Origin of the sequence: Streptococcus sp. 116-D4, from assembly GCF_009731465.1 — a bacterium.
Lineage (GTDB): Bacteria > Bacillota > Bacilli > Lactobacillales > Streptococcaceae > Streptococcus > Streptococcus pseudopneumoniae_E.
The window spans coordinates 1870025-1883179 of sequence record NZ_AP021887.1 but is presented as its reverse complement, the minus strand read 5'-3'; the positions used below and the strand labels follow the sequence as shown (position 1 = coordinate 1883179).

The following is a 13155-nucleotide window of genomic DNA, read 5'->3' as shown; positions in this document are numbered from 1 at the left end:
GGAAGATTTACTTCATTTTCTCCTGCAATTGAGTTTTTGCACAGCCCGCCTAAACCCAGCTCGTGACCTTGGACCTCGTATCATGCACAGTATCCTTCCAATTTCAAACAAGGGAGATGGAGACTGGTCTTATGCATGGATTCCTGTTGTGGGACCTATCCTCGGTGCAGCCTTGGCCGTGCTTGTATTCTCACTTTTCTAATCTAGAAAACAATTATGTTGATAAAGCTTGAGATGAAAATCTCAGGCTTTTTTTAAAATATACATAGAAAAACCGCATAATCCTTAAAATAATCTGAAATCTAGTGAAAATGTACGGTAAACAATTGAAAAACTAGTCTATAAAGTGGTACAATGGTAGAAAAATACTATAGTAAGAATCTATCTTATTTAGCAAAAATTACAGAAATGAATGGTTTTTCTTGATGAAACAGAGAAAAGAATTGTACCTTTTTCTTGGTCGGACAGCCTTGTATTTTCTTATCTTTCTAGGGCTGATTTACTTCTTTAGCTATCTTGGTCAGGGTCAAGGAAGCTTTATCTATAATGAATTTTAACTTGAAGGAGAATTCCTATTGTGTCAAATAAACCAATAGTAGATATGATTGAAACCATTGAGTATTTTGCTCAGACCCAGCCTAACTATCCTGTTTACAATGTTTTAGGTCAGGAACACACTTATGGAGATTTAAAGGCTGATTCGGATAGTTTGGCTGCAGCGATCGATCGACTGGATTTACCAGAGAAGTCTCCTGTGGTTGTTTTTGGTGGCCAAGAATATGAAATGTTGGCAACTTTTGTAGCGCTGACTAAGTCAGGTCATGCCTACATTCCCATTGACAGTCATTCAGCCTTGGAAAGAATCTCAGCTATTATAGAAGTAGCAGAACCAAGCTTGATTATTGCCATCTCAGACTTTCCATTGGAGCAGGTTTCGACACCGATGATGAACCTAAATCAGGTTCAAGAAGCCTTTGCTCAAGGGACTAGCTATGAAATCACGCATCCAGTCAAGGGAGATGATAACTACTACATTATCTTTACTTCTGGTACGACTGGTAAGCCAAAGGGAGTGCAGATTTCACATGATAATCTCCTCAGCTTTACCAACTGGATGATTACGGACAAGGAATTTTCAACGCCAAGTCGTCCACAAATGCTGGCTCAGCCACCTTATTCATTTGACCTATCCGTCATGTACTGGGCGCCGACCTTGGCACTGGGTGGTACACTTTTTGCCCTTCCTTCAGCTATTACTCAGGACTTTAAGCAACTCTTTGCGACCCTCTTTTCATTACCAATCGCTATCTGGACATCAACGCCTTCTTTTGTGGATATGGCTATGTTGTCTGAAGACTTCAATAGCGAGAAAATGCCTGGAATTACGCATTTCTACTTTGATGGCGAAGAATTGACGGTCAAAACGGCTCAAAAACTACGTGAGCGTTTCCCGAATGCCCGTATTATCAATGCCTACGGCCCAACAGAAGCAACAGTAGCCTTGTCAGCTGTTGCTGTGACAGACGAGATGCTAGCGACTCTCAAACGCCTACCAATCGGCTATACCAAGGCTGATTCTCCAACCTTTATCATTGACGAAGACGGCAATAAATTGCCAAATGGCGAACAGGGAGAAATCATTGTTTCTGGGCCAGCTGTTTCAAAAGGATATATGAACAATCCTGAAAAAACAGCAGAAGCCTTCTTTGAGTTTGAAGGGCTGCCAGCCTATCACACAGGCGATGTGGGGACTATGACAGATGGGGGCTTGCTTCTCTATGGTGGGCGCATGGATTTCCAGATTAAGTTTAATGGCTATCGCATTGAGCTTGAAGATGTCTCTCAAAATCTTAATAAGTCTCGTTTTATAGAGTCAGCTGTAGCTGTCCCACGCTATAACAAGGATCACAAGGTACAAAATCTACTGGCCTATATCATCTTAAAAGATGGTGTTCGCGAGCAGTTTGAACGTGATATCGATATTACCAAGGCTATCAAAGAAGACTTAGCAGATATCATGATGTCTTATATGATGCCATCTAAATTCCTTTATCGAGACAGTTTACCACTGACTCCTAATGGTAAGATTGACATCAAAGGCTTGATCAATGAGGTAAACAGTCGATGATGGAATTTTTCAAACAGCTTCCTCATTTAGAGCCATACGGCAATCCTCAGTATTTTGTCTATGTGATTGCTGCAACCTTGCCCATCTTTATCGGTCTCTTTTTCAAGAAACGCTTTGCCTGGTACGAGGTGTTGGTTAGTATCTTCTTTATCGTCACTATGTTGGTAGGTGGGAAGACCAATCAATTGGCTGCCTTGGGTATTTACCTTTGCTGGGAAATATTGCTCCTGCTTTTCTACAAGCATTATCGAAAAAGCAAGGATGGCAAGTGGGTCTTCTATTTAGTTAGCTTTCTATCCCTACTTCCGATTATCTTTGTCAAGGTGCAACCGGCTATCAATGGAACGCAGTCTTTGCTTGGGTTCTTGGGAATTTCTTATCTAACTTTTCGTTCGGTTGGGATTATCATCGAGCTGAGAGATGGAGTGATTAAGGATTTTACTCTCTGGGAATTCCTCCGTTTCCTTCTCTTCATGCCGACTTTTTCAAGTGGTCCAATCGATCGCTTTAAGCGTTTTAATGAAAATTATCGGACCATTCCTGAGCGAGATGAGTTGATGGATATGCTGGAAGAAGCTGTCAAGTACATCATGCTTGGCTTTCTATACAAGTTTATCCTAGCCCATATTTTAGGAGAGATTTTATTACCTCCTCTGAAGAATCTAGCCCTACAGTCAGGTGGCTTCTTTAACCATTATGCCCTAGCAGTCATGTATACCTTTGGTTTGGAATTGTTCTTTGATTTTGCTGGCTACTCTATGTTTGCCTTAGCCATTTCAAACTTGATGGGGATTCGTAGCCCGATCAACTTCAACAAGCCTTTTTTATCAAGGGATTTAAAGGAGTTTTGGAATCGTTGGCATATGAGCCTGTCTTTTTGGTTTCGTGACTTTGTCTTTATGCGAATGGTGATGTTGTTGACCAGAAAGAAGGTCTTTAAAAATCGCAATGTGACCTCAAGTGTAGCCTATATTGTCAATATGCTGATTATGGGATTTTGGCACGGTGTGACCTGGTACTACATCGCCTATGGACTCTTTCATGGGATTGGACTGGTCATCAATGACGCTTGGGTTCGCAAGAAAAAAGCACTCAATAAAGAACGCAAAAAAGCAGGGAAGGCTACCTTACCTGATAATCGCTGGATTCAGTTGCTTGGCATGGTTGTCACCTTCCATGTCGTCATGTTTTCATTCTTGATCTTTTCTGGATTCTTGAATGATTTATGGTTTAAAAAATAAAAGGAATTAAAAAATGGATATCAAATCAGAAGTTATTGAAATCATTGATGAGTTGTTTATGGAAGATGTTTCTGACATGATGGATGAAGATCTTTTTGATGCAGGTGTCTTGGATAGCATGGGCACGGTTGAATTAATTGTGGAGATTGAAAACCGTTTTGACATTCGTGTGCCTGTAACAGAGTTCGGTCGCGACGACTGGAATACAGCCAATAAAATCATAGCCGGTATTGTGGAGCTACAAAATGCTTAAACGCTTATGGATGATCTTCGGACCGGTCTTGATAGCTGGTTTGTTGGTTTGTCTGCTTATCTTTTTCTATCCTGCTGAGATGCACCATGATCTGGGAGCTGAAAAGCGTTCGGCGGTGGCTACTACCATTGAAAGTTTTAAGGAGCGGAGTCAAAAGGTCAGAGCCTTATCTGATCCAAATATGCGTTTTGTTCCCTTCTTTGGCTCCAGTGAATGGCTTCGTTTTGACGGCGCCCATCCTGCGGTATTGGCTGAGAAATACAACCGCTCTTATCGCCCCTATCTTTTAGGACAGAGGGGAGCTGCCTCGCTCAATCAGTATTTTGGGATGCAACAGATGTTGCCACAATTGGAGAATAAACAAGTTGTATATGTTATCTCGCCCCAGTGGTTTAGTAAAAATGGCTATGAGCCAGCAGCCTTCCAGCAGTATTTTAATGGGGATCAGTTGACGAGTTTTCTGGAACATCAATCTGGAGATCAGGCTAGTCAATATGCAGCGACTCGCTTACTAGAGCAGTTTCCAAATGTAGATATGAAGGATCTGGTTCAGAAGTTGGCAAGTAAAGAAGAATTGTCGACGGCAGACAATGAAATGATTGAATTATTGGCTCGTTTTAATGAACGTCAAGCTTCCTTTTTTGGTCAGTTTTCGGTTAGAGGCTATTTCAAATACGATAAGCATGTAGCTAAGTATTTAAAGACCTTGCCAGACCAGTTTTCTTATCAAGTGATAGAAGATGTTGTCAAAGCAGATGCAGAAAAGAATACTTCTAATAATGATCTGGGAATGGAGAATTATTTCTATAATACGCAGATTAAGAAAGATTTGACGAAATTAAAGGATTCTCAGAAAACTCATACTTATCTCAAATCGCCAGAGTATAATGATTTACAGTTAGTTTTAACCCAATTTTCCAAATCCAAGGTAAATCCGATTTTTGTCATTCCGCCTGTTAATAAAAAATGGATGGACTACGCTGGTTTGCGGGAGGATATGTACCAACAAACGGTGCAGAAGATTCGCTACCAGTTAGAAAGTCAAGGTTTTACCAATATAGCAGATTTTTCTAAGGACGGTGGGGAAGCTTTCTTTATGAAGGATACCATTCACCTTGGTTGGTTGGGTTGGTTGGCATTTGATAAGGCTGTTGATCCTTTCCTATCCAATCCCACCCCAGCTCCGACGTACCATCTGAATGAGCGCTTTTTCAGCAAAGATTGGGCAACTTATGATGGAGATGTCAAGGAATTTCAATAGATAATAGTATAGAAGAGTTAAAGGATGAAACTAGTTTTCACGTTTTTTCTTGACTCTTTTTTTGGTTGTGATATAATTAACCAGTAAATAATTTTTCAAAGAATAGTATTTTTCTCTTAAAAAGAGAAGTCCAAAAGGAATGGAGTCAGATATGAGACAGCTAGCGAAGGATATCGATGCCTTTTTGAATGAGGTGATTTTACAAGCAGAAAATCAGCATGAAATCCTAATAGGTCATTGCACTAGTGAGGTGGCTCTGACCAATACTCAGGAGCATATCCTCATGCTTTTGTCGGAGGAATCTTTAACAAATTCAGAGTTGGCTCGTCGCCTCAATGTCAGTCAGGCGGCGGTTACCAAGGCCATTAAGTCCTTGGTCAAGGAAGGGATGTTAGAAACATCTAAAGATCCTAAGGATGCGCGTGTGATTTTTTATCAATTGACTGATTTGGCTCGTCCAATCGCTGAGGAGCACCATCATCATCATGAGCATACACTTTTAACCTATGAACAAGTGGCGACTCAGTTTACTCCAAATGAACAAAAAGTGATTCAGCGGTTTTTGACTGCTTTAGTAGGAGAAATCAAATAATGAGATATATTACGGTAGAGGATTTATCCTTCTATTATGATAAGGAGCCCGTTCTTGAACATATCAATTATAGTGTTGATAGTGGGGAATTTGTTACCTTGACAGGGGAAAATGGAGCGGCTAAGACGACACTGATCAAGGCCAGTCTTGGAATCCTCCAGCCACGCATTGGAAAGGTGACCATTTCAAAAACAAATACGCAGGGTAAGAAATTGAGAATAGCTTACCTTCCTCAACAGATTGCCAGTTTTAATGCTGGTTTTCCAAGTACGGTTTATGAATTTGTCAAGTCAGGTCGCTATCCGCGAAAAGGTTGGTTCCGTCGTTTGAATGCTCATGATGAGGAGCATATCAAGGCTAGTCTGGACTCAGTTGGTATGTGGGAACACAGAGACAAACGCTTGGGGTCTCTATCTGGGGGACAAAAGCAGCGAGCGGTGATCGCACGTATGTTTGCTTCGGACCCAGATGTATTTATTCTGGATGAGCCGACAACTGGGATGGATGCAGGAAGTAAAAATGAATTTTACGAACTCATGCACCACAGCGCCCATCATCACGGCAAGGCTGTTTTGATGATTACCCATGACCCTGAAGAAGTGAAGGACTATGCGGACCGCAATATTCATCTAGTTCGTAATCAAGATTCACCATGGCGTTGTTTCAATGTTCATGAGAGTGATCAGGAGGTGGGTCATGCTTAGTTTATTATCTTATGACTTTATGCAACGTGCCTTTCTGGCCGTTATTGCTATGAGTCTTTTCTCGCCAGTATTGGGAACCTTCCTTATTTTGCGCCGTCAGAGTTTGATGAGTGATACCCTCAGCCACGTCTCGCTTTCAGGTGTAGCTTTTGGGTTGGTACTAGGGATTTCTCCGACTGTCTCTACTATTGTCATTGTCTTGATTGCGGCGGTCTTCCTGGAGTATCTCCGTACGGTTTACAAGAGCTTTATGGAAATCGGGACAGCTATCCTCATGTCGACAGGACTGGCTGTTTCTCTGATTGTCATGAGCAAGGGTAAAAGCTCGAGTTCTATGAGTTTGGACCAGTATCTTTTTGGTTCAATCGTGACGATCAGTGAAGAGCAAGTTATTTCCCTCTTTGTCATTGCGGCGGTTGTTTTGATTTTGACCTTCCTCTTCCTTCGTCCGATGTATATCCTGACCTTTGATGAGGATACGGCCTTTGTGGATGGCTTGCCAGTTCGTACCATGTCCATTCTTTTTAACATGGTGACGGGGGTGGCCATTGCCCTTATGATTCCTGCAGCAGGAGCTCTTCTGGTATCGACCATTATGGTCTTGCCAGCTAGTATTGCCCTGCGTCTGGGGAAAAACTTTAAATCGGTTATGCTGCTTGCCAGTGCGATTGGATTTTTGGGAATGGTGGCAGGACTTTACATTTCCTACTATGCAGAAACACCTGCAAGTGCAAGTATTACTATTATTTTTGTAACTGTTTTCTTGCTAATCAGTTTAGTAAGACGTTTTATCAAATAGGAGACTAACGTGAAAAAAATTAGCTTATTGCTAGCCAGTCTATGTGCCTTGTTTTTAGTGGCTTGTTCCAATCAAAAGCAGGCAGATGGCAAACTAAATATTGTGACAACCTTTTACCCTGTCTATGAATTTACCAAGCAAGTCGCAGGAGATACGGCTAATGTAGAACTCCTCATCGGTGCTGGTACAGAACCCCATGAATATGAACCGTCTGCCAAGGCAGTTGCCAAAATCCAAGACGCAGATACCTTCGTTTATGAAAATGAAAACATGGAAACATGGGTTCCTAAATTGCTAGATACCTTGGATAAGAAAAAGGTCAAAACCATCAAGGCGACAGGCGATATGTTGCTCTTGCCAGGTGGTGAGGAAGAAGAGGGAGATCATGACCATGGAGAGGAAGGCCATCACCATGAGTACGATCCCCATGTTTGGTTATCACCAGTTCGTGCCATTAAACTAGTAGAGCACATCCGTGATAGCTTGTCAGCAGATTATCCTGATAAAAAAGAGACTTTTGAGAAGAATGCTGCTGCCTATATCGAAAAATTGCAAGCCTTGGATAAGGCCTACACAGATGGTCTCTCTCAAGCTAAACAAAAGAGCTTTGTGACTCAACACGCAGCCTTTAACTATCTCGCCTTGGACTATGGACTCAAACAAGTCGCAATCTCAGGTCTCTCTCCAGATGCAGAACCATCAGCTGCTCGTCTGGCAGAATTGACAGAGTACGTTAAGAAAAATAAAATTGCCTATATCTACTTTGAAGAAAATGCTTCACAAGCCCTTGCTAACACACTTTCAAAAGAAGCAGGTGTCAAAACAGATGTCCTTAATCCTTTAGAAAGTCTGACAGAAGAAGATACCAAGGCTGGCGAAAACTACATCTCCGTGATGGAGAAAAACCTCAAGGCTCTGAAACAAACAACAGACCAAGAAGGCCCAGCAATTGAGCCTGAAAAGGCAGAGGATACCAAGACAGTCCAAAATGGTTACTTTGAGGATGCAGACGTCAAGGACCGCACCTTGAGTGACTATGCAGGTAACTGGCAATCAGTTTATCCTTTCCTTGAAGATGGTACGTTTGATCAAGTCTTTGACTACAAGGCTAAGTTGACTGGTAAGATGACTCAGTCTGAGTACAAGGCTTACTATACAAAAGGCTATCAGACAGATGTGACTAAGATTAACATTACTGATAACACTATGGAATTTGTTCAAGGTGGACAAAGCAAGAAATATACTTACAAGTATGTTGGTAAGAAAATCTTGACTTACAAGAAAGGCAATCGTGGTGTGCGCTTCCTCTTTGAAGCCACAGATGCTGATGCTGGACAATTCAAGTATGTTCAGTTTAGTGACCACAATATCGCCCCAGTTAAGGCAGAACATTTCCATATCTTCTTTGGAGGCACAAGCCAAGAAGCCCTCTTTGAAGAAATGGATAACTGGCCAACCTACTATCCAGATAATCTATCTGGCCAAGAAATCGCCCAAGAAATGTTGGCGCATTGATGAGAAACCGACTAGTTCATAAGAGCTAGTCGGTTTTTGGGTACTAGTTAGCTAACTGCATTATAGATCTTTCAGAACTTTAAACAATAAATAAAACTCTTGAAATCTTAGCGCTTGTGTGTTAGAATGAATTTAATGGGTAAGGTTCATTAGAACACCAAATCCCTTAACTATGCCACTAGTTAAGGGATTTTTTGACGTATCTTAGCGATTTAACGGGTGTTTACAGACAGGCTAGTCATTCGGTCTACTTCTTACCATCTAGCCATTTGCAGACGAAATACAAGATAATTCCTGCGATGACGTCCGCTACAATAGTAAGAACGAGCTCTGGGACAAGGTTCATTAGTTTCACCTCCTCTCACGAACCGTAAGGAACGTAATCGGTAACCGATGACAAAAATAGTATATCACATTAGATTCCTATCATCAACATTGTTTAATTCTTGAAAACATGGAGCGTATATGCTAAACTATAGTTAGTGTATAAGGTTCATTAGAACACCAAAGCCCCTAACTATTGCAGTAGTTAAGGGCTTTTTTGACGTATCTTAGCGATTTAACGGGTGTTGATAGGCTAGTCACTCGGTCTACTCTTTACTATCTAGCCATCTGCAGACGAAATACAAGATCATTCCTGCTATTACATCCGCTATAATAGTAAGAGCGAGCTCTGGGATAAGGCTCATTAGTTTTACCTCCTCTCACGAACCGTAAGGAACGTAATCGGTAACCGATGACCAAAATAGTATACACATCAAATTTAGATCATCAACAGTGCTTAATTCTTGAAATATCGGGGATAGGCAAAAAGTCTTTAAAATCAGAGAACGTATAGTATCAGATATATAAAATCTTGATGTTATATCAATTATAAAAGTGGATAGGAAAGTTTTCTGATTATCAGAATTCCTTCCTATCCACTTTTTGAAGATTGTAAGTTAGCTTTATTTTATATAGAATCAGCTTATTTGTTTTATTTATCAAAACCTTGCAAGGCTTTTTGGCGTTCTTCTACTTGACCTTTAGCATCTAGTTTATTACCAGCGTATACAGCTGATTCCCATGATCCGTACATTGGATTTGGGAAGATGATGAATTTCTCACCGAATTCTTTTTGCAATTCTTCAAGTTGTTTATCACGGTCAGATTCAGAAGTCTTAGAAAAATCTGCAAAGTCTACGAGGTTATCACCAAATAATAAGATAAGGTTTGTTTTTTCTTGAACTTTTTGGCGGCGACCTTCTTTGGATTTTACACCACTTTCTAAGAACATGAGATGATCACGTCCTTGAACAGGAATTCCTTCACTTTCAAGATTTTTAATGGTAGCATCTACTTGATTAGCTGCGCGGTCGGAAATATAGTAGATTTGGACACCGTTTTGATCAGCAAATTGAAGAAAATCCTTGGCACCTGGAACGGCTTTTGCTGAAGCTTTTTGAACCCAAACATCCCAATTTTCGGGCGTGAATGCTGTCCCATCTTTGACATTTTGTACTTGATAAGGGCTATTATCTAGGACAGTCTCATCCAAGTCTAAAACGATAGAGTAAGGTTTGTCTGATTCTGTTTTGAGCAATTCCTTTAGGTGATTTGTTGCAACGTTATAACCCTGTATATATAAAGCTTTAGTTTCAGCTGATTTTTGGTACCAAAGAGTTGACATAGTGTTTTCTCTTGACCGTAGTTGGTCATATGTCATTGTAATTTGATTATCAGATGAGTTATTATTGCTTGTCTGTGTTTCTGTAGACTTTGTTGCACAACTAGCCAATAAGACGACAGAAGCAAGTGTAGAAAGGATTGTAACAGTAGTTTTTGCTGTTTTCATGAAATATCTCCTATTTATTCATTTCAATCACTAGTATAGCACGAGAGAAAAGTTAAGGCAAGTCATTCTCTGGATATGGATGAAGATTCTATAGAAGATAATGTAATGAAAAAAAGCGATTGCCTTTTATAAAGAGTTGTTTTAGCAAGAGATTTGACGACAATGTGACAATTCACCTCTAATTAGTGACATTTCAGGAAAAATCGCAGTAAAAACTGCACAACCTTCTTTAAATGTGCTATAATACAGGAAAAATAATAATGGAGGTCGCAATAATGGCAACATTTTTGATGATTTTTGTGGTGGTTTGTGTGCTCCTATTGGTGATAGTCACACTGAGTACAGTTTATGTGGTTCGTCAGCAGTCGGTGGCGATTATTGAACGCTTTGGGAAATACCAAAAGGTTGCCAATAGTGGTATTCATATTCGCTTGCCTTTTGGGATTGACTCGATTGCAGCGCGGATTCAGTTGCGCTTGTTGCAAAGTGATATTGTGGTTGAGACCAAGACCAAGGACAATGTGTTCGTTATGATGAATGTAGCGACTCAGTACCGTGTCAATGAGCAGAGCGTGACAGATGCCTACTATAAACTCATGCGTCCCGAATCTCAGATTAAATCTTATATCGAAGATGCTCTTCGCTCTTCTGTTCCCAAATTAACCTTGGATGAATTGTTTGAGAAAAAAGATGAGATTGCCCTTGAAGTTCAACACCAAGTAGCAGAAGAAATGACTACTTACGGTTATATTATCGTAAAAACCTTGATTACCAAGGTCGAACCAGATGCAGAAGTTAAGCAATCCATGAATGAAATCAATGCGGCGCAACGCAAACGGGTCGCAGCGCAAGAATTGGCGGAAGCCGACAAGATTAAAATTGTCACTGCAGCTGAAGCCGAAGCAGAAAAAGACCGCCTCCATGGTGTGGGGATTGCCCAACAGCGTAAGGCGATTGTGGATGGATTGGCAGAGTCTATCACAGAACTCAAGGAAGCCAATGTTGGCATGACAGAAGAGCAAATCATGTCCATCCTCTTGACCAACCAGTATTTGGACACCTTGAATACCTTTGCTTCTAAAGGAAATCAAACCATCTTTTTACCAAATACGCCAAATGGTGTGGATGATATCCGTACACAAATCTTGTCAGCCCTCCGTGCTGAGAAGAAATAATAGACTAATCCTCTTCGAAAATCTCTTCAAACCACGTTAGCGTCGCCTTGTCGTAGATATAGTTACTGACTTCGTCAGTTCTATCCACAACCTCAAAACAGTGTTTTGAGCAACCTGCGGCTAGTTTCTTAGTTTGCTCTTTGATTTTCAGACTCTATAATATTTGTAGTGGGTAAATCCCCTATGGATATTATGGAGCCTATTTTGTTGTAGAAAAAAAGTCCCATAAAATCTATAATGAAAAGCGAAAACCAACTCATTAGAAAGATTCATATGGACCAATTACATTTTATCACAAAACTTCTTGACATTAAAGACTCTAATATCCAAATTATAGATATCATCAATGTGGATACCCACAAAGAAATCATCGCTAAATTGGACTATGAAGCTCCATCTTGCTCTGATTGTGAAAGTCAAATGAAGAAATACGACTTTCCAAAACCGTCTAAGATTTCTTACCTCGAAACAACTGGTATGCTTACTAGAATTCTCCTTAGAAATAGTCGATTCAAGTGCTATCACTGTTCAAAAATGATGGTCGCTGAGACTCCTCTAGTAAAGAAGAATCACCAAATCCCTCGTATCATCAAACAAAAAATTGCTCAAAAGCTGATTGAAAAAACTTCTATGCCCGATATTGCCCATCAGCGTGGCATTTCAACTTCAACTGTTATTCGCAAGCTCAATGACTTCCGGTTTAAGCATGATTTTTCTCGTCTGCCTAAGATTATGTCATGGGACGAGTATACCTTTACAAAGGGGAAGATGAGTTTCATTGCTCAAGATTTTGATAAGCTCAATATCACCACTATTCTTGAGGGCAGAACACAAGCTATCATCCGAAATCACTTTCTGCGCTACGATAGAGCCGTTCGTTGTCAGGTGAAAATCATTACTATGGATATGTTTAGTCCTTACTATGACTTGGCTAGATAACTTCGCTTTAGAATTTCTAGGCTCAGGCTGAAACAGTCTCCCAGACTGTTTCATTCCCGAATGCAAAAATTGTACTTGGTTGCTTTCACCCTTCGTTATTCTATTTCTAAACTCAGGCTAAAACAGTCCACTGGACTGTTTTACTCCAACATCTCAGCCGTGCCATGAATCGTGTGCGTGTTCAAATCATGAATCAACTTGAGTGAAAATCTCATGAATACAGGGCTATCAAGCGCTACTGGAAGCTCATCCAACAGGATAGTCATAAACTCAGCGATAAGAGATTTTATCGCCCTACTTTTCGTATGCATTTAACCAATAAAGAGATTCTTAATAAACAATTAAGCTATTCAGAAGACTTGAAACACCACTATAATCTCTATCAGCTCTTGCTTTTCCACTTTCAGAATAAGGAACTAGAGAAGTTCTTTGGACTCATTGAGGACAATCTAAAAAAGGTTCATCCTCTTTTCTAGACTGTCTTTAAAACTTTTTTCAAGGATAAAGACAAGATTATCAATGCCCTTCAGTTACACTATTCTGATGCAAAATTAGAAGCCACTAATAATCTCATTAAACTAATCAAGCGCAATGCCTTTGGTTTTCTGAACTTTGAAAACTTCAAAAAACGGATTTTCATCTCTCTGAATATAAAAATGGAGAGGACGACGATCGTCCTCTCAAGGTGTTAGCTTTTTTCAACCCACTACAGTT

Annotated in this window: 11 protein-coding genes and 2 pseudogenes; 12 read left to right on the top strand and 1 reads right to left on the bottom strand. The window is 40.3% G+C overall.

Translation table 11 applies throughout. The features are described from left to right. Positions 1-49: 49 nt before the first annotated feature. From UKS_RS09380 to adcA, 10 genes and pseudogenes are all read left to right on the top strand, one after another. A pseudogene (locus UKS_RS09380) lies at positions 50-202 on the top strand (aquaporin); the annotation flags it as partial. A gap of 223 nt (positions 203-425) precedes the next feature. After that, entirely contained in the window at positions 426-557 is a 132-nt protein-coding gene (locus UKS_RS09375; protein ID WP_049495393.1) for a teichoic acid D-Ala incorporation-associated protein DltX, read from the top strand. 20 nt (positions 558-577) lie between these two features. Next, complete coding sequence (gene dltA / locus UKS_RS09370; RefSeq protein ID WP_156012921.1) at positions 578-2128, top strand: D-alanine--poly(phosphoribitol) ligase subunit DltA; 1551 nt, start codon at positions 578-580, stop codon at positions 2126-2128. After that, positions 2125-3369, top strand: coding sequence for a D-alanyl-lipoteichoic acid biosynthesis protein DltB (gene dltB / locus UKS_RS09365; protein WP_156012919.1), 1245 nt, complete (start codon positions 2125-2127; stop codon positions 3367-3369). Before dltA ends, dltB begins: the two co-directional genes overlap by 4 nt. Before the next feature lie 13 nt (positions 3370-3382). Then, complete coding sequence (gene dltC, locus UKS_RS09360) at positions 3383-3622, top strand: D-alanine--poly(phosphoribitol) ligase subunit DltC (RefSeq protein ID WP_000351967.1); 240 nt, start codon at positions 3383-3385, stop codon at positions 3620-3622. Further along, a complete protein-coding gene (gene dltD, locus UKS_RS09355) occupies positions 3615-4883 on the top strand; it encodes a D-alanyl-lipoteichoic acid biosynthesis protein DltD (protein ID WP_156012917.1) in 1269 nt (422 codons plus the stop codon). The genes dltC and dltD overlap by 8 nt, the downstream gene beginning before the upstream one ends. 151 nt (positions 4884-5034) lie before the next feature. Further along, on the top strand, positions 5035-5475 hold the full coding sequence (adcR, locus tag UKS_RS09350; protein WP_001249308.1) for a zinc-dependent transcriptional regulator AdcR: 441 nt from the start codon (positions 5035-5037) through the stop codon (positions 5473-5475). Continuing rightward, positions 5475-6179, top strand: a complete 705-nt coding sequence (locus UKS_RS09345; RefSeq protein ID WP_156012915.1) for a metal ABC transporter ATP-binding protein — start codon at positions 5475-5477, stop codon at positions 6177-6179. Before adcR ends, UKS_RS09345 begins: the two co-directional genes overlap by 1 nt. Continuing rightward, positions 6172-6978 carry a metal ABC transporter permease gene (locus UKS_RS09340; RefSeq protein ID WP_156012913.1) on the top strand — a complete coding sequence of 269 codons (807 nt, stop codon included), beginning with the start codon at positions 6172-6174 and terminating at the stop codon, positions 6976-6978. Before UKS_RS09345 ends, UKS_RS09340 begins: the two co-directional genes overlap by 8 nt. 9 nt (positions 6979-6987) lie before the next feature. Further along, on the top strand, positions 6988-8493 hold the full coding sequence (adcA, locus tag UKS_RS09335) for a zinc ABC transporter substrate-binding lipoprotein AdcA (protein ID WP_156012911.1): 1506 nt from the start codon (positions 6988-6990) through the stop codon (positions 8491-8493). Positions 8494-9469: 976 nt separating this feature from the next. Here the strand turns inward: adcA and UKS_RS09330 are convergent. After that, entirely contained in the window at positions 9470-10327 is an 858-nt protein-coding gene (locus UKS_RS09330) for a 5'-nucleotidase, lipoprotein e(P4) family (protein WP_156012909.1), read from the bottom strand. A gap of 290 nt (positions 10328-10617) precedes the next feature. Between UKS_RS09330 and UKS_RS09325 the strand changes: the two genes are divergently transcribed. Continuing rightward, complete coding sequence (locus tag UKS_RS09325; protein ID WP_004235732.1) at positions 10618-11502, top strand: SPFH domain-containing protein; 885 nt, start codon at positions 10618-10620, stop codon at positions 11500-11502. Between the two features lie 273 nt (positions 11503-11775). Continuing rightward, positions 11776-13133 (top strand): annotated as a pseudogene (locus UKS_RS09320) (transposase). Positions 13134-13155: the final 22 nt, after the last annotated feature.